At 68.9% G+C, this 21,722-nt stretch carries 16 protein-coding genes and 1 tRNA gene; 7 read left to right on the top strand and 10 right to left on the bottom strand.

Annotation, left to right across the window (positions count from 1 at the left end; all coding sequences use genetic code 11):
- Window positions 1–71 precede the first annotated feature (71 nt).
- From B9N97_RS17025 to B9N97_RS17010, 4 genes are all read left to right on the top strand, one after another.
- Complete coding sequence (locus tag B9N97_RS17025; protein ID WP_085088761.1) at window positions 72–869, top strand: inositol monophosphatase family protein; 798 nt, start codon at window positions 72–74, stop codon at window positions 867–869.
- A 115-nt stretch (window positions 870–984) separates the two neighbouring features.
- On the top strand, window positions 985–1,767 hold the full coding sequence (locus B9N97_RS17020) for an OmpA family protein (protein ID WP_085088758.1): 783 nt from the start codon (window positions 985–987) through the stop codon (window positions 1,765–1,767).
- 48 nt (window positions 1,768–1,815) lie between these two features.
- Window positions 1,816–3,009, top strand: a complete 1,194-nt coding sequence (locus tag B9N97_RS17015; protein WP_085088755.1) for a DNA repair protein RecN — start codon at window positions 1,816–1,818, stop codon at window positions 3,007–3,009.
- A gap of 35 nt (window positions 3,010–3,044) precedes the next feature.
- A complete protein-coding gene (locus tag B9N97_RS17010; protein ID WP_085088752.1) occupies window positions 3,045–4,439 on the top strand; it encodes a peptidoglycan -binding protein in 1,395 nt (464 codons plus the stop codon).
- Here the strand turns inward: B9N97_RS17010 and B9N97_RS17005 are convergent.
- The 10 genes from B9N97_RS17005 to B9N97_RS16960 all read right to left on the bottom strand — a co-directional run bounded on the left by B9N97_RS17005 (window position 4,436) and on the right by B9N97_RS16960 (window position 16,846).
- Window positions 4,436–5,032 carry a GNAT family N-acetyltransferase gene (locus tag B9N97_RS17005; protein ID WP_085088749.1) on the bottom strand — a complete coding sequence of 199 codons (597 nt, stop codon included), beginning with the start codon at window positions 5,030–5,032 and terminating at the stop codon, window positions 4,436–4,438. The genes B9N97_RS17010 and B9N97_RS17005 overlap by 4 nt on opposite strands.
- 181 nt (window positions 5,033–5,213) lie before the next feature.
- Window positions 5,214–6,473, bottom strand: a complete 1,260-nt coding sequence (locus tag B9N97_RS17000) for a M16 family metallopeptidase (RefSeq protein WP_085088746.1) — start codon at window positions 6,471–6,473, stop codon at window positions 5,214–5,216.
- The gene (gene thrC / locus B9N97_RS16995) at window positions 6,470–7,891 is read right to left on the bottom strand and encodes a threonine synthase (RefSeq protein WP_085088744.1); all 1,422 of its coding nucleotides are present in this window, start codon (window positions 7,889–7,891) and stop codon (window positions 6,470–6,472) included. The genes B9N97_RS17000 and thrC overlap by 4 nt, the downstream gene beginning before the upstream one ends.
- Window positions 7,892–8,076: 185 nt before the next feature.
- Window positions 8,077–9,096 carry a tRNA dihydrouridine(20/20a) synthase DusA gene (gene dusA / locus B9N97_RS16990; RefSeq protein ID WP_085088741.1) on the bottom strand — a complete coding sequence of 340 codons (1,020 nt, stop codon included), beginning with the start codon at window positions 9,094–9,096 and terminating at the stop codon, window positions 8,077–8,079.
- Window positions 9,097–9,239: 143 nt separating this feature from the next.
- Window positions 9,240–9,315 (bottom strand) — tRNA-Glu (locus tag B9N97_RS16985).
- A gap of 109 nt (window positions 9,316–9,424) precedes the next feature.
- Window positions 9,425–11,221 carry a single-stranded-DNA-specific exonuclease RecJ gene (gene recJ / locus B9N97_RS16980; RefSeq protein WP_085088738.1) on the bottom strand — a complete coding sequence of 599 codons (1,797 nt, stop codon included), beginning with the start codon at window positions 11,219–11,221 and terminating at the stop codon, window positions 9,425–9,427.
- Between the two features lie 223 nt (window positions 11,222–11,444).
- On the bottom strand, window positions 11,445–13,514 hold the full coding sequence (locus B9N97_RS16975) for a molybdopterin oxidoreductase family protein (protein WP_085088735.1): 2,070 nt from the start codon (window positions 13,512–13,514) through the stop codon (window positions 11,445–11,447).
- Window positions 13,515–13,720: 206 nt separating this feature from the next.
- Window positions 13,721–15,019 (bottom strand): TRAP transporter large permease, encoded by a 1,299-nt coding sequence (locus B9N97_RS16970; RefSeq protein WP_085088732.1) that lies wholly within the window; start codon window positions 15,017–15,019, stop codon window positions 13,721–13,723.
- Window positions 15,016–15,585, bottom strand: a complete 570-nt coding sequence (locus B9N97_RS16965; RefSeq protein ID WP_208621231.1) for a TRAP transporter small permease — start codon at window positions 15,583–15,585, stop codon at window positions 15,016–15,018. The genes B9N97_RS16970 and B9N97_RS16965 overlap by 4 nt, the downstream gene beginning before the upstream one ends.
- 238 nt (window positions 15,586–15,823) lie before the next feature.
- Window positions 15,824–16,846, bottom strand: a complete 1,023-nt coding sequence (locus B9N97_RS16960) for a TRAP transporter substrate-binding protein (protein WP_085088729.1) — start codon at window positions 16,844–16,846, stop codon at window positions 15,824–15,826.
- 177 nt (window positions 16,847–17,023) lie between these two features.
- Between B9N97_RS16960 and B9N97_RS16955 the strand changes: the two genes are divergently transcribed.
- From B9N97_RS16955 to B9N97_RS16945, 3 genes are all read left to right on the top strand, one after another.
- Window positions 17,024–19,261, top strand: a complete 2,238-nt coding sequence (locus B9N97_RS16955; protein ID WP_085088726.1) for a two-component system sensor histidine kinase NtrB — start codon at window positions 17,024–17,026, stop codon at window positions 19,259–19,261.
- The gene (locus B9N97_RS16950; protein ID WP_085088723.1) at window positions 19,258–19,854 is read left to right on the top strand and encodes a response regulator transcription factor; all 597 of its coding nucleotides are present in this window, start codon (window positions 19,258–19,260) and stop codon (window positions 19,852–19,854) included. The genes B9N97_RS16955 and B9N97_RS16950 overlap by 4 nt, the downstream gene beginning before the upstream one ends.
- 135 nt (window positions 19,855–19,989) lie before the next feature.
- On the top strand, window positions 19,990–21,696 hold the full coding sequence (locus B9N97_RS16945) for a sensor histidine kinase (RefSeq protein ID WP_244560748.1): 1,707 nt from the start codon (window positions 19,990–19,992) through the stop codon (window positions 21,694–21,696).
- The last annotated feature ends 26 nt before the right edge of the window (window positions 21,697–21,722 follow it).

Raw genomic sequence — 21,722 nt, 5'->3', positions numbered from 1 at the left:
CCGGTCTTCGCCATGCGCGGAGGCCGGTGTATTGTTTTCTGGTTCCTGCACGAAACGGTACACCCACACCCATGGCCACCCGCTCCGCTCTCATCAACGTCATGGTCCGCGCCGCCGAAAAGGCCGCCCGCGGTCTGGTCCGCGACTTCGGCGAGGTCGAACACCTCCAGGTGTCGCGCAAGGGGCCCGCGGACTTCGTGTCCGCCGCCGATCTGAAGGCCGAACGCACCCTGCGTGAGGAACTGCAGAAGGCGCGGCCCGAATTCGGTTTCCTGATGGAGGAGAGCGGCGCGTCCAAGGGCAGCGATGCCGAGGCGCGCTGGATCGTCGATCCGCTCGACGGCACCACCAACTTCCTGCACGGACTGCCGCACTGGGCGATTTCCATCGGCGCCGAGCGCAACGGCGAGATCGTCGCCGGCGTGATCTACGCCCCCATCGGCGACCAGCTGTTCTGGGCCGAGAAGGGGGTGGGCGCCTACGTCAACCACACCCGCCTGCGCGTGTCCGAGCGCCGCCGGCTGGAGGATTGCGTGATCGCCACCGGCATCCCCTTCAAGGGCCGCGGCGACCACGCCACCTTCCTGAAGGAACAGGAAGCGGTGATGAAGGAGGTTGCGGGCATCCGCCGCTTCGGCGCCGCCTCGCTCGACCTCGCCTACACCGCCGCCGGCCGCTTCGACGCCTATTGGGAACGCGGTCTGGCGCCCTGGGACTGCGCCGCCGGCGTGCTGATGGTCACCGAGGCCGGCGGTTTTGTCGGCGAGATCGAAGGCGGCCGCAATCCGGTCTTCACCGGCAACGTGCTGGCCGCCAACAGCCACCTCCAGGTCCCGGTCGCCCGCCTGTTGAAGTCCGCCAAGGGCTGACCCCGGCCCCGACCATCCGCCGCCTTCCCTAACGGGAATGGCGGATGGGTGGTTGTGGCTGGAGCGATCGATAGGCTATGGTTTGCAGGACAAAGGTTTAACAGGACACATCGTTTTGCGCCGCTGGGGACACGCCGACCGCAAGCACCTTGCCGCCGCCGCGCTGTGCGCGGTCTGGACGCTCTCCCCGGCTGCCCTGTCGGCGGCGGCCCCGGCCAACGCCCCGACGCAGACTGCCGCCGGACTGACTTTGGAAAACGCGGTCCCGCTGTCCGTGCCGCCGCGCCCCAATCTGCGCACCCCGCCGCCGGTCAAGGCGCCGCCGCGACTCGTCCTGCCGCAGCCGCTGGACGCCCCGCCTCCGCCCGTCCTGACGGCAGCCCCGGCCCAGCCGGCCCCCCGCGCCACCGCCCGGACGGAGCCGGCCCCCACGACGGCGCAGCCGCAGCAACCGGCGGTCCAGGCGCCTGCCGCCCAGACACCCGCTGCCCCGGCACCCGGCCAGCCGCCGAGCGCGCCGCGAACCGACACAGCCGCGCTGCCTCCTCCCCCGGAGGCGGCACCCCCTGCGGCTAGCCTGCCACCTTCGAGCGTTTTGAGCCTTGTGTTCCCGGCCGACGCCACCAATCTGCCGGATGCGGCGGACGCCGTGGTCGACCGGATCGTCGAACGGCTGCGCGCCAGCGACACCGCAAGGCTCCAGTTGCGCTCCTACGCCAGCGGCACCGCCGACACGGCGCGCGAGGCGCGGCAGCTGGCACTGGCCCGGGCACTGGCGTTGCGCGAGCGGCTGACGGCCTTCGGGATCCGCAGCACCCGCGTCGATGTCCGCGCGCTGGGCGTCGACGACAACGGCGGGCCACCAGACCGGATCGATGCAGTCTTTCTGAATGAATAGCGCCTAACCCGTGCGCGAGGTCTGATCGGAACACCCCTTCGGAGCATCATGACCGCCACAACCCCGACGACCCGACCGCTGGAGGTATCCGCCCTCATGACACGCCCGGAGCGGTTCCTGACCCGGATGATCCTGTTCCTGGTGGTGGTCGGCGCCGTGTCCGGACTGCTGTTCCCCGCCCTGCGCTCGGCCTTCCTCAACAATGCGCCGCTGAACAGCGTCATCCTCGCCGCGCTGCTGGCCGGCATCGCCTTCATCTTCCGGCAAGTCCTGATGCTCCGCCCCGAAGTGGCGTGGCTGGAGCAGTACCAGAGCGGCGTCGCCCCGGCCTCGCTGCAGGAGCCGGTGCTGCTCGCCCCGATGGCGCGCATGCTGGGCGAACGGCGCGGCCGGCTGACCCTGTCGGCGCTGTCGATGCGCTCCCTGCTGGACGGCATCGCCTCGCGCCTCGACGAATCGCGGGAGCTGTCGCGCTACCTGATCGGCCTGCTGATCTTCCTCGGCCTGCTCGGCACCTTCTGGGGCCTGCTGCACACCGTGCAGTCGGTCGGCAACGTCATCGGCAGCCTGTCGGTCCAGGGCGGCGACGTCGGCACCATGTTCTCCCACCTGCAGCAGGGGCTGGAAGCGCCGCTGGTCGGCATGGGCACCGCCTTTTCCTCCTCGCTGTTCGGCCTCGCCGGCTCCCTGGTGCTGGGCTTCCTGGAACTTCAGGCCAGCCAAGCGCACAACCGCTTCTTCCAGGACCTGGAGGACTGGCTGTCCAGCGCCACCCGCCTGTCGAGCGGCGCCGCCGGCGGCCTCGAATCGGGCGACCACGCCGCCTCCGCCTATCTGACCGCCCTGCTGGAACAGACCGCCGAGAACCTCGACTCGCTGCAGCGCACCGTCGCCACCGCCGAGGAAGGCCGGCGCGCAGCCAACGCCAACCTGATGGCGCTGACCGAACGGCTGTCGAGCCTGACCGACCATATGCGGGCCGAACAGCAGCTTCTCCTGCGGCTGGGCGAGAACCAGCTTGAGGTGAGGGGGCTGCTCGACCGGCTGGCGGAGAGCGCCGGCGGCGGCTTCGACGACGCTTCGCGCCAGCATCTGCGCAACATGGACATCTATCTCGCCCGCATCGTCGAGGAATCCTCCAACGGCCGCGTCCAGGCGGTGCAGGAGATCCGCAGCGAGATCAAGCTGCTGGCCCGCACCATCGCCGCGTTGGCCGAAGAAGCCGACCAGCAGCAGCGCTGACACTCTGACACCGTAGGCCAACGCCGGGAGCACCCATGGCCAGCATCAGCCGCCGCAACGGCCACCGCGACGCCAGCGCATGGCCCGGCTGGGTCGACGCCCTGTCGTCGCTGGTGATGGTCGTCATCTTCCTGCTGATGGTCTTCGTCGTCGCGCAGTTCTACCTCGCCACCGCCCTGACCGGCCGCGACGAGCAGCTGACCGCGCTCAACCACAAGATCGCGGAGATGAACGACCTGCTGGCGATGGAGCGGGATGCCAACGCCGACCTGCGCGTCAACATCACCCAGCTGTCGACCGAGTTGCAGACCTCCGTCGCCTCCCGCGACGACATGACCCTGACGCTGAGCCAGCTTCAGGAGGACCGCGACCGCACCACCCGTACGTTGGAAGAGCTACAGCGCAATGTCCGCGTCGACCGCGAGACGCTCGACCTGAAGCTGAAGGAGATCATCAGCCTTCAGAACGACATCAAGGCCCTGCGCGAGGCCCGGCAGAAGCTGGAGGGTGAACTTGCCGCCGCCGTCGCCGCGACCAAGCTGACCGAGCAGCAGCGCCAAGCCCTGCTGACCGAACTCGGCACCACCCGCGACCGCGCCAAGGCACTGGAATCGGAACTGGCCTCCGCCACCGAGAAGACGATGCTGGCGCAGAAGGAGATCGACCAGCGCGACATCCGGCTGAAGGCGCTGGAATCGCAGTTGGCCGACAGCCAGACCCAGGCGCAGAAGGATCTGGAGCAGCGCGATATCCGCATCCGCGACCTGATGGCCTCCCTTACCGGTGAGAAGGCGGAGGGCACCAAGAGCAAGCAGCAGATCGACCTGCTGAACCAGCAGCTTCTGGCCCTGCGGGAGCAGCTCGCCCGAATCGGCGCGGCGCTGGACGCGTCGGAGAAGGCATCGGCCGAGCAGAAGGTGCAGATCGCGGAACTGGGCGCCCGGCTCAATCAGGCGCTCGCCGCCAAGGTCCAGGATCTCGCGCGCTACAAGTCGGAGTTCTTCGGCCGCGTCCGCGAGGCGCTGGGCAACCGGCCGGACGTGAAGATCGTCGGCGACCGCTTCGTCTTCCAGTCGGAACTGCTGTTCCCGTCAGGCTCGGCCACACTGGAGGAGGCCGGCAAGCAGCGGTTGGCCGACCTCGCCCACACACTGATGGAGATCGGCAAGGCGATCCCGTCTGACATCAATTGGGTGCTGCGGGTGGATGGCCACACCGACGTCAAGCCGGTGCGCTTCCAGTTCGCCTCCAACTGGGAGCTGTCGGCGGCGCGTGCCATCTCGGTGGTCAAGTTCCTGATCGACCAGGGCATTCCGCCCGAGCGGCTCGCCGCCGCCGCCTTCGGTGAGTTCCAGCCCATCGACCCCGGCACGTCGGACGAGGCGCTGGCGAAGAACCGGCGGATCGAGATCAAGCTGGACCAGCGTTAGGAGTTGCCCTGCCACTCCTCCCGCAGGATGGCGTAGAGGACGTGGTCGCGCCATGCGCCGTCGATGCGCAGATAGCCGCGGGCATAGCCCTCGTGGGTGAAGCCGACCTTTTCCAGCAGGCCGCGGCTCGGCAGGTTGGTCGGCAGGCAGGCGGCTTCGACCCGGTGCAGGCCGAGTTGTCCGAAGGCGAATTCCAAGGCCAGCCGGGTGCCGCCCGACACATAGCCGTTGCGGGCATAGGGCTGGCCGGCCCAATAGCCGAGCGTGCCCATCTGAGCCACGCCACGGCGGATGTTGGTCAGGCCGAGGCCGCCGACCAGCGCGTCGGTCGCGCGGTCGAAAATCAGGAAGCTGTAGCCGAGATCGTCCCGCCATTCCTGGGCCTGCCGCCGCAGTCGCCGGGAGAAGGCCGCCCGCGTCAGGGCGTCGGCCGGCCAGGTGGGTTCCCAGGGCGTGAGAAAGGCGCGCGAGGCGGCGCGGAGGTCCGACCACTCGCGCCAGTCGCGGGGCAGCGGCGGCCGGATGTAGCAGTGCGGGCCGTCGAGACGGACCGCGGGCGGGCTGATGAGGCCGCTGCCGAGGAGGCGGATCATCGCGAAGCGGGAGCCACCGGCCCCCTCCCTAACCCTCCCCCGCTTCGCGGGAGAGGGGACTGCCGCCATATCGCAAGCTCCCCCTCTCCCGCTCTCAGCGGACCGAAGGTCCGTCCGATTGCGGGGGAGGGAGGGACCCACGCGCAAGCGTGGGAGGGAGGGGGCACCACAGCCGCCATCGTCAGGCGAGACGCTCCACGATGCGGTCGTAGCTTTCCAGCTTGGCGATCGGGCCGAGCGCCGCCACGGTCGGGCGGCTGGCGCGCAGGCGGGAGGCGGCCTTGACCACGGCGTCGCGGTCGACGCCGTCGATCTTCGCCACGATCTCCTCCACCGGAACCGGACGGTCGTAGATCAGGATCTGCTGACCCAGCTGCTCGCAGCGCGACATGGTGCTTTCCAGCGCCATCAGCGTCCCGGCCTTCAACTGGGCGCGGGCGCGGGCGACCTCGTCCTCGGTGACGTCGGCGCCGACCTTGGCGATCTCGTCGCAGACGACGGGAATCAGTTCCGCCACCTCATCCTCGCCGGTGCCGGCATAGACGCCGAACAGGCCGCCGTCATGATAGCCGCCGGTAAAGGTGTAGATGGAATAAACCAGCCCGCGCTTCTCCCGAACCTCCTGGAACAGGCGGGATGACATGCCGCCGCCCAGCAGGGTGGACAGCACCGAATGGGCGTAGAAGTCGGGATCATGGACCCCTACCCCGTCGAAGCCGAGCACGAGGTGCATCTGCTCCAGGTCGCGGTCCTCGCGGAAATCGCCGCCGGTGTAGCGGGCGGTTTCCGGCTTGGGCGGGGCGCCGCTCGGCAGGTCGCCGAAGGCCTTGAAGGCGAGGTCGACCATCCGGTCGTGCTCGATCCGGCCGGCGGCGCTCAGCACCATGCCGGGAGCGCCGTAATGGCCGGCGATGTAGTCGACCAGCGCCTCGCGCGGAAGGGCGCCGACGATCTCCGCCGAGCCCAGCACCGGACGGCCGATGGCCTGCCCCGGATAGGCGGTGGACTGGAAATGATCGAAGATGATGTCGTCGGGAGTGTCGGCGCTCTGGCCGATCTCCTGCAGAACCACCGTGCGCTCGCGCACCAGCTCCTCGGCGTCCAGCGTGGAGTGCTGGATCATGTCGGACAGGATGTCGAGCGCCAGCGGCGCATCCTCGTGCAGGACCTTGGCGTAATAGGCGGTCTGCTCGCGGGTGGTGTAGGCGTTCAGCTGCCCGCCGACATTCTCGATCTCCTCGGAGATGCGGAATGCCGAACGGCGTCGGGTGCCCTTGAACAGCATATGCTCGACGAGGTGGGCGACGCCGTTGACGCTCGCCGCCTCGTTTCGGGTGCCAACCCCGACCCAGCAGCCGAGCGAAACGGACTGCACGTCGGGCATCGTATCGGTCGCGACGCGAAGCCCGTTGGGCAACGTCGTCACACGAATGGAACTCATGCGGCCTCCTGGGCGGCGCGGGCGCGCGCGGTGACGAAGTCCTGAACCGCCGCCAGATCGTTCGGCAGTTCGGACAGGCGCTCCTCGCGCACATAAAGATCGGACAGGCGCGGCGGCAGGTCCGGCCGGCGGCCGGTCGCCTTTTCCACCGCGTCGGGGAACTTGGCGGGATGGGCGGTGGCGAGAACCACCATGGGAACGGACGGATCGACCCGGCCAGCCGCGACGGCGGCCTTGGCAGCACCGATGCCGACCGCCGTGTGCGGATCGAGCAGATAGAGGCTGCCCTTCCAGACGTCGGCGATGGTCGCCATGGTGGCGGCCTCGTCAACCCGATGACCGGAGAAGATGGCAAGCGCGCGGGCGAGCTGCGCGTCGGTCACCGCGAACTTGCCCTCGGCACGGAAGCGGTTCAGCGCCTCCGTCACCGCATTGCCGTCGCGGTCGAGCAGGTCGAACAGCAGCCGTTCGAAGTTGGAAGAGATCTGGATGTCCATGCTGGGAGACAAGGTAGGCACGACGGGCGCCGCGACCATGCTCCCACTGGCGAAAAAGCGCGCCAGGATGTCGTTGCTGTTGGATCCCACCACCAGCGTCTCCACCGGCAGCCCCATGGCGCGGGCGCCATAGGCGGCATAGACGTTGCCGAAATTGCCGGTCGGCACGGTGAAGGCCAGCTTGCGGTCGGGGGCGCCCAGCGCCACCGCGGCGGTGAAGTAATAGACGATCTGGGCCATGATGCGGGCCCAGTTGATCGAGTTCACCGCCGACAGCCCCATCCGATCGCGGAAGGCGCCGTCGTTGAACATCGCCTTCACGAGGTCCTGGCAATCGTCGAAGGTGCCGTCCAGCGCGATGTTGTGGACGTTGGACGACAGCACGCTGGTCATCTGCCGGCGCTGCACCTCGGACGTGCGGCCCTTGGGATGCAGGATGAAGATGTCGACGTTCTGGCGGTCGCGGCAGGCCTCGATGGCGGCGGAGCCGGTGTCGCCGGAGGTGGCGCCGACGATGGTCACCCGCTGCCCGCGCTTGGCCAGCACATGGTCGAACAGGCGGCCGAGCAGCTGCAGCGCCACGTCCTTGAAGGCGAGCGTCGGCCCGTGGAAGAGCTCCAGCACCCAGGTGGTCGGGTCGACCTGCACCAGCGGGGTCACCGCGGCATGGTCGAAGCCGGCATAGGCGTCGCGGACGATGGCGCGGAACTCGTCCTCGGCGATCGAGCCGCCCAGGAAGGGCAGCATCACGCGGACGGCGATCTCGCTGTAGGGCAGACCGCGCATGGCGCGGATGTCATCGGCCGTGAACTGCGGCCAGGTCTCCGGCACATAGAGGCCGCCGTCGCGCGCCAGCCCGGCAAGAAGGACGTCCTCGAAACCCAAGACCGGGGCCGCGCCCCGCGTGCTGACGTACCGCACCGCTTACACTCCGTCCGATGAAGTGGGCATAGTTAGCGAGGACCCTGCCCGCACGCAAGCGGTGCGGGACGCACGGCGCATATTCCGTCCGGTTGGGGGCGCTTGGTGGCTGCGGATGGAACGTTTGGAACGCCGTGAAACAGTTTTCCGGGGTGTGTTCAGTGTTCCATCCGGGCCGGGGCCTCTCACGCCGCTTCCTCGACCGCCTCTCCGGCCGCCTCTTCGGCCGTGCGCCGACGCACGAGCGAGGCTGCGCGTTCCAGCACTTCCGGGCCGGCGCCGGGACGGTGGGCGTTCTCGGCGATGTGGCGGCGGTAGGCGCGGGCGCCGGGCAGGCCCTGGAACAGGCCCAGCATGTGGCGGGTGATGGAGGAGAGCGGCGTGCCCAGCGTCATGCGTGCCTCGATGTAGGGCAGCATGGCCGCGATCACCGCGTGGCGGTCGGGACCGGGTTCCCCGCCCATCAGGCGGCGGTCGGCGTCGGCCAGCAGATAGGGCGTCTCGTAGGCGGCGCGGCCGATCATCACGCTGTCGACCTTGCCCAGATGTTCCTCGGCCTCGTCCAGCGTCTTGATCCCGCCGTTGATGGCGATGGTGAGGTGCGGATACTCCGCCTTCAGCCGGTGGACGAGGTCGTAGCGCAGCGGCGGGATGTCCCGGTTTTCCTTGGGGCTGAGGCCCTTCAGCCAGGCCTTGCGGGCGTGGACGATGAAGTGGGTGCAGCCCGCGGCGGAAACGGTGCGGATGAAGTGGTCGAGCGTCGGCCATTCCTCCATCTCGTCGATGGCGATGCGCGACTTGACGGTGACGGGGATCGACACGGCCTCGCGCATGGCGCCGACCAGCCGGGCCACCAGATCCGGTTCCGCCATCAGGCAGGCGCCGAAGCGGCCGGACTGCACGCGGTCGCTGGGACAACCGACGTTCAGGTTGACCTCGTCATAGCCCCACTCTTCCGCGATGCGGGCGCAGGCGGCGAGGTCCGCCGGGTCGGACCCGCCGAGCTGGAGCGCCACCGGATGCTCCGCCGCGTCGAAGCCCAGCAGCCGCTCGCGGTCGCCATGCAGCACGGCGCCCGTGGTGACCATCTCGGTATAGAGCAGGGTCGAGCGCGACAGCAGACGGTGGAAGTACCGGCAATGCCGGTCGGTCCAGTCCATCATCGGGGCGACGCTGAGGGGGATGGCGGGGTTCGGGGCGGTCATAGCGGTCAGCTCTGCTGCGGCCGGAAGATTCAGGATGGGCGAAACGGCATCGGCGGGCAACCGCCGGGCGCAAATCCCGCCAAAAGCAAAAGGCCCGGCAATGCAGCCGGGCCTTCTAAGCTTGTCGCGCACCTTGGAGAAGGTGGCGTCCCCGACGGGAGTCGAACCCGTGTCGCCGCCGTGAAAGGGCGGTGTCCTAGGCCTCTAGACGACGGGGACGTCGTTCGCGGTGACGCGCTTTCTAAAGATCGGAGCCGGGGAGCGCAAGCGCTTTTTTGCATCCTCCGATACTTTTTTGCGCCCTGCCCGCCCGGCGTCTTGCGAAGGCTCAGGCGGACCGCGCCGGCGCCGCGTCGTCGATCAGCAACTGCACGCCCTCGGACCCGTTCCAGCGGTCGATGCGCAGCACGCCGGCGAGGTGGAAGGGCGTGCCGCGGCCGGTCAGCAGGGCTTGGCCCATGTCGCTGTCCAGCGCACGGAAGGCGATGGCCTTCAGCCGGGCGCCGTCGTTGCCCTGCAGGATGCAGCGGACATGGTTGGCGCCCACCACGTCGGCACGCACAACGCGGGCGTCGGCGATGGCGAAGCGCGGTTCGGAGTTGCCGGTGCCGTAGGGGCCGAGCTTGTCGAGCATCGTCACCAACCCGACGCTGGCGCCGCCGACCGACAGGGCGCCGTCCAGTTCCAGCGTCGGCACCAGCGGGGCGGATGCCACCTGTTCGGAGATGCGGCCGTGCAGGAAGTCGCGCAGAGCGTCGATCTTGTCGCCGGCCACGGTGAAGCCGGCCGCCATGCGGTGGCCGCCGCCGGCCAGCAGCAGCCCCTCCTGCCGGGCGGCGATCACCGCCGACCCCAGATCGACACCGCGGACCGAGCGGCCGGACGCCTTGCCGATGACGGTGCCGTCGGCGGTTTGCTCCAGCGCGACGACGCAGGCGGGGCGGCTGTAGCGCTCCTTCAGGCGGGCGGCGACGATGCCGATGACGCCGGGGTGCCAGCCGACACCGGTGACGAAGACCAGATCGGTCTCGCGTCCGGCTTCGGCGGCGACGCGCTCCAGCGCCTCGTCCAGCACCGATTGCTCGATGGTGCGGCGTTCGGCGTTGTGGCCTTCCAGGCGCTGGGCCAGTTCCATCGCCTCGATGGGATCGTCGGTGGAGAGCAGGCGGGCGCCGAGGTCTGACGCGCCCACCCGGCCGCCGGCATTCACGCGCGGGCCGAGGACGTAGCCGGCATGATAGGCGTCAGGCTTCTCCTTCACGCCGGCCACGTCGGAGAGGGCGGCGAGACCGGGGTTGGCGCGGCGCGCCATCACCTTCAGCCCCTGCGCCACCAGCGCGCGATTCAGCCCGGTCAGGGGCACCACGTCGCACACCGTGCCGAGAGCGACGAGGTCCAGCCACTCCATCAGGTTGGGCTCCGGCCGGTCGGCGTAGAAGCCGGACTGGCGCAGTGCGCGGTTGACGGCGACGATGGTGATGAAGGTGACGCCGGCGGCGCAGAGTGTGCGATAGGCGCCGTCCTCGTCCAGCCGGTTGGGGTTTACCAGGGCGACGGCGGGCGGCAGGCGCGGTTCGGCGGCATGGTGGTCGAGCACGACGACCTCCAGCCCGGCATCGGCCGCCGCCTCCAGCGCCGCGAAGGCGGAGATGCCGCAATCGACGGTCACCACCAGCCGCACCCCCTCCCCCTTCAACCGCAGCAGCGCCGCGGCGTTCGGGCCGTAGCCCTCGGTGATGCGGTCGGGGACATAGACGCGGATGTCGGCGCCGAGCGAGCGGAAGAAGCGGCGCAGCAGCGCGGCGGAGGTGGCGCCGTCGACATCGTAGTCGCCGAAGACCGCCACCGGCTCGCCGTCGCGGATGGCGCGTGCGATGCGTTCGGCCGCCGGGTCCATGTCGCAGAAGCGCGAGGGATCGGGCAGCAGCGCCTTCAGCGTCGGGTTCAGAAAGGTGTCGCAGGTCTCGTCGGTGACGCCGCGGGCGGCCAGCACCCGGCCGACGATCTCCGGCAGGCCGCGCCCCTGGGTGAGAGCCTGCGCCTGCCGCTCGTCGCAGGGCCGCGCCTGCCAGCGCTTGCCGGACAGGGAGTTGGCGACGTTGAGGAAGGCGGCGGCTTCGGTCATGGCGGTGCTGCACGGTCGCTGGGATGGGGGCACAGCCATAGCAGAGATGGGCGCGTGGCGCACGGGTGGGTGTTGACAGGGGTGGGATGTCGTCGGCTGACGAAATGCCCCCTCCCCAACCCTCCCCCGCTTCGCGGGAGAGGGAGCAAGTCGCAGAACGGCGGCAGTCCCCTCTCCCGCCGAAGGCGGGGGAGGGTTAGGGAGGGGGCACCCGCGGCCGAACTTACGCCGCCCGCATCCAAACCGCCGTGTCGTGGAACGCCGCCCCACCCGCGGGCGGGACCGGCTCCGGCGAGGTCAGGCTGTTGATGCCCATGCCCTCGACGAAGGCGCTGTTGGGCCAGATGCCTTCGACGATCACCACACCGCGCGGCACGCCGGCGAAGGGCTTGGCATGGACCACCACGCTGCCCTGCGGGTTGCCCAGACGCACGGCGTCGCCGTCGGCAAGGCCCAGACCGGTCGCGTCGTCGGGGTGGATCAGCGCGGTGGGACGACCTTCACGCTTCTGGGCGGTCAGCGTCTCGGTGAAGGAGGTGTTGAGGAACTGGCGGGCCGGGGCGGTGACGAGGCGGAACGGATGCTCGGCGTCGGCGTCGCGGCCGGGGGGCATGTGGTCGGGCAGTTCCGGCATGCCGCCATAGGGACCGAGCGCCGCCCAGTCGGGGGCGAAACGGAACTTGTCGTCGGGATGGGCGAAGCCGTTGAGGAAGTGCGAGGTCTCGAATTCCGGCTGGGCGTCGATCCAGCGGTTCTCTGTCAGGGTCGCCGCGTCGCCCAGGTTGGAGGCCTTCAGCATGGCGTCGATGATCTCCAGCGCGGTCATGCCGAAGCCGGGATGCTCGGCGCCGACGCGGCGGGCGACCTCGGAGATGACCCAGTGGTTCTCGCGCGCCTCGAACTGCGGCTCGATCACCTTGCGGCCGATCAGGATGTGCATCTGGCCGCCGCCGCGGTAGATGTCGTCATGCTCCAGGAAGGTGGTGGCGGGAATCACCAGATCGGCCAGCTTGGCCGTGTCGGTCATGAACTGCTCATGCACCGCGACGAACAGATCCTCGCGCAGGAAGCCCTGGCGAACACGGGTCGAATCCGGGCAGATCGCCGCCGGGTTGGTGTTCTGGATCAGCATCGCCGTCACCGGCGGGCCGCTGGTCAGGTCGCGCGGGTCGCCGGTCAGCACCGCGCCGATGCGCGACTGGTCGAAGCTGCGCACCGAGGTATCCAGCCGGTCCAGCCCCTCCGACAGGGTCTTGTCGAGCTTGTAGATGCCGGACGAGCAATAGAGAGCGCCGCCGCCCTTGTGCTGCCATGCGCCGGTGACCACCGGCAGGCAGGACACGGCATGGACCTGGGCGGCGCCGTTGTGGGCACGCGACAGGCCGTAGCCGATGCGCAGGTAGCTGCGCTTGGTGGTGCCGTAGAGGCGGGCGAACTCCTCGATCTCCGCCACGGTCAGGCCGGTGATGCCGGCCGCCCATTCGGGCGTGCGGGTGGCGAGATGCGCCTCCAGCCGGTCGGTGCCGGCGGCGAGCCGGGCCAGATAGGCGCGGTCGGCGTAGCCGTCGCGGAACAGCACATGCATCACCGCGCAGGCCAGCGCCCCGTCGGTGCCCGGCCGCAGCATCAGGTGCAGGTCGGAGACCTCGGCCGTGCCGGTGCGATAGGGGTCGATGGTGACCAGCTTGGCGCCGCGGCCTTTGCGGGCGCGGCTGACATGGGTCATGACGTTGACCTGGGTCGCCACCGGGTTGCCGCCCCAGTTGACGATCAGGTCGCTCTCCGCCATCTCGCGCGGGTCGGCACCGCGGATGTCGCCGTAGCCGGCGAGCCAGCCCATGTTGGCCGGCGTGTCGCACACCGTGCTGGTCTGGCGCGAATAGCCCTTGGCATGGCGCAGGCGCTGGATGGCGCCGCGCTGCACCAGACCCATGGTGCCGGCGTAGAAATAGGGCCAGACGGCTTCGGGGCCATGGGTGCGCTCGGCCGTCAGGAAGGAGTCTGCGATGCGGTCCAGCGCCTCGTCCCAGCCGATCTCCTTCCACTGGCCGGAGCCCTTGGGGCCGGTGCGCAGCAGGGGCGTCTTCAGCCGGTCGGGGGAATGCACCCGCTCGGCATAGCGGCTGACCTTCGCACAGATGACGCCGGCGGTGTAGCTGTTCTCCGCCGCGCCGCGCACCTTGCCAATGCGTTCGGGGGCGCCGATGCGGTCGGGGGCGAGACGCTCCACCTCCAGGGCGCAGGTGCTGGGGCAGTCGTGCGGACAGGCGGTGGGGAGGAATTGGGCCGGCAAGGCTAACCTCTGGTCTGGCTGGCGGCGGAAGAACGCGAAGTTTAGGCCCGGCCGCGCGTCCGCTTCAATGCACAACAATGTAATGGAGACAATAATGAAGGGCCGGATACGCGAAGGGGCCGCGAAATCCCGTTCCGGACTTCGCGGCCCCTGCCGACTCAGCGAGGGAAATCCCCTGACGATCTGTGGCTTTACGCCGGGCTTTTCTACATGGCCCCGATCAGGCGCGGGAACCACAGCGAGATCGCCGGCACATAGGTGACGAGGCCGAGGAAGAGCAGCATCGTCAGCAGCCACGGCCACACCGCCACCGTCAGTTCGGTGATGCCCATCTTGGTGATGCCCGATGCGACGTAGAGGTTCAGGCCCACCGGGGGGTGGCACATGCCGACCTCCATGTTCACGATGATCAGGATGCCGAAATGGACCGGATCGATGCCCAGCGACATCGCCACCGGGAACAGGATCGGCGCCATGATCAGGACGATGGACGACGGCTCCATGAAGTTGCCGGCGGCCAGCAGCACGATGTTCACCACCAGCAGGAAGACCCACACGCCCAGATGCTGGCTCTGGATCCAGGCCGCCATGTTCTGCGGGATCTGCTCCGACGTCATGACGAAGGAGAAGAGGACGGCGTTGGTGATGATGTAGAGCAGCATCGCCGACATGCTGGCGCTGTCCAGCAGCACCTTCGGCACCCGGCTGAGCGGCATGTCGCGGTAGACGAACACCGCCACGACGAAGGCATAGACCGCCGCCATCGCCGCCGCTTCCGTCGGGGTGAAGACGCCGGTGTAGATGCCGCCCATCACGACGACGATCAGCAGCAGGCCCCAGAAGCTCTCGCGGAAGGCGTGCCAGCGCTGGCCGGCCGACGCCTTGGGGAGGCGGGGATAGCCGAACTTGCGGGCACGGAACCAGGTGGTGAAGCCGAGGAAGGCGGCAAGCATCAGGCCCGGCACAACGCCGGCCAGGAACATCTGGCCAATGGACGGCGCCTGCGGATGGCCGGTGGTGGCGACGCAGTACATCACCATCACGATCGACGGCGGGATCAGGATGCCGAGCGCGCCGGAGGTGGTGACGATGCCGGCGCCGAAATTCTTCGGGAAGCCCTGCTTGACCATCGCCGGCAGGATGATGGAGCCGATGGCCACCACCGTCGCCGGGCTGGAGCCCGACACCGCCGCGAACAGGGCGCAGGCCAGCACGCCGGCCAGACCGAGGCCGCCGTGCCAGTGCCCGACCATCGAGGTGGCGAAGTTGATCATGCGCCGGGCGACGCCGCCGTGGGTCAGGAAGTTGCCGGCCAGGATGAAGAACGGGATCGCCATGATCTCGAACTTCTCGATGCCGGTGAACAGCTTCAGCGCCACCGCCGCGATCGGCACGTCGGTCATCGTGAACAGGAAGGTCAGAACCGTCAGGCCGAGCGAGATGGAGATCGGCATGCCGGTGAGCATGAGGGCCAGCAGCAGCCCGAAGATGATGGCGGCGTTCATGCCGGGCCTCCTTCATTGGCGGCTTCGACCGGGTCGATGCCGTCGACCTGGGCATGATCGTGGTGGGGCAGTTCGCCGGTCCGGATGAAGGTCCAGGCGACCTGAAGGAAACGGAAGCACATCAGGTAGGATCCGAGTGGGATCGCCAGATAGATGATCCACATCGGCCATTCCAGATCGGCCGACACCTGCTCCGTCTCCGACATGTGGTAGACGAAATTGGCGCCCAGCGTGCCGACGACGCCGGTGAACAGGGCGCCGGCCAGCAGGCCGAAGATGACGAAGCGGCCGCGGATCTCCGGCCGCAGCCGGTTGATCACCACGTCCACGCCGACATGGATGCCGGTGCGCACGCCATAGGCGGCGCCGAACTTGGCCATCCACACGAACAGGTAGATGCAAAGTTCCTGGGCCCAGGCCAGATTCCAGTGGATGACGTAGTCCTGGATGTAGGGCACGCCGGACAGATAACGGTGAAGGACGGCCGCGAAGATGACGAGCGTCGCCACCGCCATCAGCGAGGCGATCAGCGTCTCCTCGAGGCGGTTGAGCAGTTTCATGAGCATGTCGGGGGGATCTCCCGGTCGGCGGAGATGGTCTGGTACGCTGGAGAGGCGCCGCAAAACCCACGGCGCTCCGTCTGGCCGTCATCCCCGCGCAGGCGGGGATCCAGGCGACTGCCGCAGCGAAAACATCGGGAAGGCTGGATTCCCGCCTTCGCGGGAATGACGGCCGAACAGGGCGGATGTCGCGTTCGAGGGGGCGACGCCTTCCATCGGGAAGAGGCCGCCCGCTCCCAGGTCCTTACATCTTGAAGCCGGCAGCCGCGGCTTCCTTGTAGATCGCTTCGATCAGGTCCTTGCCGACGCGGGATTCGGCGTCCTTGTGGACCGGCTTCAGCGCCTTGATCCAGGCCTCGCGCTCTTCCTTGGTCTGGGTGTGGAACTCGGTCTTGCCCGACGCCTTCATCTGGGCCAGGGCCACGTCGTTCTCGTTCTGCGCGATGTCGTTGGCGTAGTCGGTCGCCTCCTTCATCGCCTCTTCCAGCTTGCCGCGGAGGTCGGCGGGCAGGCCTTCCCAGAACTTCTTGTTCACGATGACCGCATAGCCGAGATAGCCATGGTCGGTCAGCGTGGCGTTCTTCTGCACCTCGTGCATCTTCTGGGTGTACATGTTCGACGGCGGGTTCTCGGTGCCGTCGACGACGCCGGTCTGCAGCGCCTGATACACTTCGGAGAAGGCCATCACCTGCGGCAGGGCGCCCAGGGCACGCATCTGGGCGTCCAGAACCTTGGACGACTGGATGCGCATCTTCAGGCCCTTCACGTCCTCCGGCTTGATGAGCGGCTTGTTGGCGCTCATGATCTTGAAGCCGTTGTCCCAGTAGGCCAGCCCGATGATGCCCTTGGACTCCAGCTTCTGGAACAGCTTCTTGCCGATCTCGCCCTTGGTGACGCGCTGAAGGACTTCCTTGCTGGGGAAGATGTAGGGCAGGTCGAAGACCTCGAATTCCTTGGCGCCGAGCGGGCCGAACTTGGCCAGCGACGGGGCCAGCATCTGCACAGCGCCGAGCTGCAGCGCCTCAAGCTCTTCCTTGTCCTTGTAGAGCTGGCTGTTCGGATAGACCTCGACCTTGACCTTGCCGGCCGTCAGCTTCTCGGCCAGTTCCTTGAACTTCTCGGCACCCTTGCCCTTCGGCGTCTCCGGGGCGACGACGTGGCTGAACTTGATGACGATCTGGTCCTGGGCCCAGGCCGTCGAAATGGCCATTGGCGCCGCCATCATGCAGCCGACCGCAGCCGCGCACAGGAGCTTCACGAGTTTCATGGGTGCGTCCCCCTTCCGGTGTTGATTGTCGACGGGGCTGAATGTTCCGCCCCGTACTTGTTGCGCATTGTTCATGATCGGACGAATTGCGGCTATTGTGGATATCCGCAGAGTCGGCCTATCCCACTTTCGTCCGGTCCCGCCATCCCCCGCCGCCACACTTTCGTGTCCATTCCAATGTCGAACCCGCTCCGCACCGGCACCTCCCCCTCCCCCGCCCGTCCGCCCTTGACCAATTTCGGGCGGGCGGTGCCGCATGCCATGCCGGTGGTGGCGATGGCGCTGGTCGTGGTGCTGCTGGGCGCCTTTCTCTGGCTGCTTCAGCGCAACGAGCGCGACGAGGAGGCGCTGGCGCTGATCAAGGACGCGCTTTGGGTCGAGCAGAACCTGCATTTCCAGCTTGCCTCCGACGAGGACAAGCTGGAGAGGCTGGCGGAGACGCTGGGACGCACCGAAGTGGACATGCGGCAGTTCGCCGCAATGGCCCGGCTGGTGGTGAACACCAATCCGGCGATCGAGCGGGTGCTGTGGCTGGACTCCCAGGGGCGCACCCAACTGGCCGAGCCGCCGTTGCCAGGGAACGGCGCGGCGGCCGGGGAAAATGCGGCCAGGGAAAACGCGGACGGGGACGACAGCCGGCTCGGCGGGCTGAGCCGCGCCGACGCCGTGCGCATCGCCCGGTCCTCCGGCCTGCGCGCCCACAGCGCGCCCTATCGGGTCGATGCCGGCAACCACGGTTTCGACGTCGCCTTCCCACTGTTCCGCGATGACAAGTTCGCCGGCGCGCTGGTCGGGGTCTTCTCGTTCGAGGCGATGCTGACCCACCATGTCCCCTGGTGGTTCGCCCAGCGCTACCAGCTGGAGGTGATCGACGCGCGGGGGACGGTGCTGGGGTCGAAGTCGCGCATGTCGGTGCCGGGGTCGATGGCCGGCCCGACGCCGGATCCGGCGCGCAGCCACGTCATCCCGTTCGACCCGCCCGGCCATGGGCTGGCGCTGGTCGCCACCGCCTATCCCAGCGATTCGAACGTCATGCGCACGGTCCTGGTTGCGGCGATCTTCGCGCTGACCGGATCGGCTCTGTGGAGCCTGTGGTCCCTGCGCCGCCATATCGCCGGCCGCCTGCGCGCCGAGGAGGCCCTGCGCGAGGAACACGCCTTCCGCAAGGCGATGGAGGACAGCCTGACCGTGGGCATGCGCGCCCGCGACCTGGATGGGCGCATCACCTACGTCAATCCGGCCTTCTGCAAGATGGTCGGGCTGGAGGCGGAGGATCTGATCGGCCGCGGCCCGCCGGCGCCCTATTGGCTGCCGGAGGAGATCGACCGGGCCGAGGCCGCCTTCCAGGACGTGCTGGCCGGCCGCGCGCCGGAGAACGGGCTGGAGATGCGGTTCCAGCGCCCGAACGGCGAGCGCTTCGACGCCCTGATCTACGAGGCGCCGCTGATCGACGCCAACGGGCGTCAGACCGGCTGGATGGGCTCCGTCCTCGACATCACCGAGCGCAAGCGCGCCGAGGAGCTGGCCCGCCAGCAGCAGGAGCGGCTGCAGCAGACCTCCCGCCTGATCACCATGGGCGAGATGGCCTCCACCCTGGCGCATGAGCTGAACCAGCCGCTGTCGGCCATCGCCAGCTATTGCACCGGCTGTCTCAACCGCCTGCGCTCCGACCGCTGCGACACGCAAGAGGTGGCGGCAGCGCTGGAGAAGTTGGCGGCGCAGGCCAAGCGCGCCGGGCTGGTGGTGCGGCGCATCCATGATTTCGTGCGCAAGCGCGATCCGAAGGTCGCCCCCTGCTCGCTCGCCCGCGTGCTGGAGGATTGCGTCGGGCTGGCCGGCAGCGACGCCGCGCGGCTGGGCGTGCGGGTGGAGCTGGACGCCCCGGCCGACCTGCCGCCGGTCACCGGCGACCGCATCCTGCTGCAGCAGGTGGTGCTGAACCTGATGCGCAACGGGATCGAGGCGATGGCCCGCACCCCGCGCGCCGACCGCCGCCTGACCGTCACCGTCCGCCCTGCCGGCGGCGATGACGGCGGCGAAGACGGCGGACAGGCCGCCACCGGCGAAGGCCGCGTGCTGCTGACGGAGATCCGCGACCATGGCTGCGGCATCGCGCCGGACGTCGCCGACCGGCTCTTTTCCCCTTTCTTCACCACCAAGCGCGAAGGTATGGGCATGGGCCTGAACATCTGCCGCTCCATCGTCGAGCACCACCGCGGCCGGCTGTGGTTCGAGGCGGTGACGGACGGTGACGGCCCGGAGGCGGTTCCTGCCGGCGCGCGCTTCCTGTTCACCCTGCCCGTTCATGCCCAGGCGCCGGACCGGCTTCCCGGCCACGCTTCCGAAAACACCGCTCCCGATCACACTGCCCCCGATCACACTGCCCCCGATCACACTGCCGAGGCCGCCGAATGACCACGCTCCACATCGTCGACGACGACGAGGCCATCCGCGACGCCCTCGGCTGGCTGTTCCAGTCGCGCAACGTCCCGGTGGCGGGCTGGCCATCCGCCGAGGCTTTCCTGGAGGCGTGGCGGCCGGACACCGCCGGCTGTCTGCTGCTGGACATCCGTATGGAGGGGATGAGCGGGCTGGAGCTGTTCGACCGGCTGCTCGCCAAGGGTTGCCGCATGCCGGTGATCTTCCTTACCGGCCATGGCGACGTGCCGATCGCCGTCGGCGCCCTGAAGAAGGGAGCCCGCGATTTCGTGGAAAAGCCCTTCAACGACAACGAATTGGTCGACCGGGTGATCGACGCGCTGGCCTTCGACGCCGAACAGCGCGAGCGCGAGGCGGGACAGGCGGGGCTGGCGGCCCGGCTGGCCACCCTGACCCAGCGCGAGCGTCAGGTGATGGAGTTGGTCGTCGCCGGACGGCTGAACAAGGTCATCGCCGACGAGCTGGGCATCAGCATGCGGACGGTGGAGGTCCACCGCAGCCATGTGTTCGAGAAGATGCGGGTGAAGACGGCGGTCGAACTGACCCGGCTGCTGACCGGCGCGTCCTGACCGGCTGAATCCGATTGGGGGAAACCCTGTAGGACGGCGCTCGTCACTGGAGTCGGTGCGGATCGCGTACTACTCTGCCCTGTCACTGCGGTGGTTTTTCCCAGAGGTTCGGAGTATCTGCGGTTGCGTATCCGGTTGCCCAGTTCCTTTCTCGCCATCGGCCTTGCCGTGATCGCGCCACTGCTGCTGTTCGGCGCCGTGCTGGTCTGGCAGCTGGACACGCGCGAGCGGGCGGAGACGGAGGACGCGCTGCAATCGGTGGCGCAGTCGCTGTCGCTGGCGGTCGACCGCGAATTGGCGAGCCAGCTGCGGCCGCTGGAACTGCTGGCATCGCTGCTGCAGCCCAATGTCGCCGACCTGAGGACCCTGTATCAGGAGACGACCACCGCCAGCCATGGCCAGCCGGGCTGGCTGGCCATGGGGCTGATCGACGCCGACACCGGCCGCTTCGTCTTCCACACCCATTACCCGCTGGGGGTTCAGCCGCTGCCGCCCCCGCGGCTGGACGAGGTCACCCGCCATGTGATCGAAAGCCGCCGGGCGGTGATCGGCGGCGTGCTGCCGCCCGGAGGGCCGCCGGGCCGTCCGTCGCTGATCCTGCGCGCGCCGATCATGCAGTACGACCCGGTGCGCCAGAACGACCGCGTGCGCTATGTCCTGTCGCTGGCTCTTGGCCTGGAAGGGCTGAGCGGCGCGCTGCGGACCCGCGATACCCCGCCGGAATGGACGGTCGCAGTCATCGACCCGACCATGCTGATCGCCGCCCGCTCCCGCGATGCCGCCGCCTATCTGGGCCAGAAGGTCCATGCGGCGCTGGAGGCGCGGATCCGGACCGGCAGCAACCGCATGTTCCTCGGCCGGACCAGGGACGGGGTGGAGGTGAATTCGGTCATCCACCGCTCACCGGAAACCGGCTGGTCGGTGGTGCTGGGCGTGCCCTCCGACCTCGTGCAGCGAAAGCTGAACGCCACGCGGATGACGGTGGTCGGCGGCGGCGTCCTTGCCTGCGCGGCGACGTTGACGCTGGCCCTGCTGGTGTCGCGCGCCTACCGCCGCCGCCGCAGCGCCGAGGAGGAGGTGCGCCGCGCCCGCGAGGCGGTGCTGATCGAGCAGCGTCGCCGGCTGGAATCGGAGAAGGAGCATGCCGAGGCGGCCAATCGGGCAAAGAGCGACTTCCTGGCCAACATGAGCCACGAGCTGCGCACGCCGCTGAACGCCATCATCGGCTTCGCCGAGGCGCTGATGTCCGGCATCTTCGGCGCCGCCCCGCCCAAGCATGCCGAATATCTGTCCGCGATCCACCAGTCCGGCCGCCACCTGCTGGACCTCGTCAACGAATTGCTGGACATGGCGAAGATCGAAGCCGGCCGGCTGGAGCTGTTCCCGGCCAACGTCGCGCTGGACGAGCTGCTGGACGATTGCCTGGGGCTGGTGGAGGCGCTGGCCCTGCGCAAGGGCGTGACCCTGACCGGCGGCGCCATCACGAGGAACCTGCGGGTCACGGTGGACGGCGTCCGTATGCGTCAGGCGGTGCTGAACGTCCTGTCCAACGCCATCAAGTTCACCCCGCCCGGCGGCGCCGTGCGGGTGGAGGCGGCCCCCGGCCCAGGCGGCACCGGCGCGGTCATCGTGATCGCCGACACCGGCGTCGGCATGACCGCGGACGAGCTGCTGATCGCGATGGAGCCGTTCCGTCAGGTTCACAACTACCTGACCAAGGCGGAGGCCGGGACCGGCCTGGGCCTGCCGCTGGCCCGCCGCTTCGTCGAGGCCCATGGCGGCACCCTGACCCTGGACAGCACGCCGGGAGTCGGCACCGCGGTGACCATTCGGTTGCCGTAGGGGCAGGCTGCCGTAGGGGGCAGTCC

This window comes from Azospirillum oryzae (assembly GCF_900177515.1).
Lineage (GTDB): Bacteria > Pseudomonadota > Alphaproteobacteria > Azospirillales > Azospirillaceae > Azospirillum > Azospirillum oryzae_A.
The sequence above is the reverse complement of the archived record's forward strand: the minus strand, read 5'-3'. Positions and strand labels throughout refer to the sequence as shown.

Bases quoted from the DNA above. Each gene is read 5' to 3' on its own strand.
- B9N97_RS17005 (WP_085088749.1), bottom strand. From the start codon at position 5,032: ATGATCCGCCTCCTCGGCAGCGGCCTCATCAGCCCGCCCGCGGTCCGT.
- B9N97_RS16955 (WP_085088726.1), top strand. From the start codon at position 17,024: ATGTCGAACCCGCTCCGCACCGGCACCTCCCCCTCCCCCGCCCGTCCG.
- B9N97_RS16950 (WP_085088723.1), top strand. From the start codon at position 19,258: ATGACCACGCTCCACATCGTCGACGACGACGAGGCCATCCGCGACGCC.
- B9N97_RS17015 (WP_085088755.1), top strand. From the start codon at position 1,816: ATGACCGCCACAACCCCGACGACCCGACCGCTGGAGGTATCCGCCCTC.
- B9N97_RS16960 (WP_085088729.1), bottom strand. From the start codon at position 16,846: ATGAAACTCGTGAAGCTCCTGTGCGCGGCTGCGGTCGGCTGCATGATG.
- B9N97_RS17000 (WP_085088746.1), bottom strand. From the start codon at position 6,473: ATGAGTTCCATTCGTGTGACGACGTTGCCCAACGGGCTTCGCGTCGCG.
- dusA (WP_085088741.1), bottom strand. From the start codon at position 9,096: ATGACCGCCCCGAACCCCGCCATCCCCCTCAGCGTCGCCCCGATGATG.
- B9N97_RS16965 (WP_208621231.1), bottom strand. From the start codon at position 15,585: ATGCTCATGAAACTGCTCAACCGCCTCGAGGAGACGCTGATCGCCTCG.
- B9N97_RS16970 (WP_085088732.1), bottom strand. From the start codon at position 15,019: ATGAACGCCGCCATCATCTTCGGGCTGCTGCTGGCCCTCATGCTCACC.
- B9N97_RS17010 (WP_085088752.1), top strand. From the start codon at position 3,045: ATGGCCAGCATCAGCCGCCGCAACGGCCACCGCGACGCCAGCGCATGG.
- recJ (WP_085088738.1), bottom strand. From the start codon at position 11,221: ATGACCGAAGCCGCCGCCTTCCTCAACGTCGCCAACTCCCTGTCCGGC.
- B9N97_RS17025 (WP_085088761.1), top strand. From the start codon at position 72: ATGGCCACCCGCTCCGCTCTCATCAACGTCATGGTCCGCGCCGCCGAA.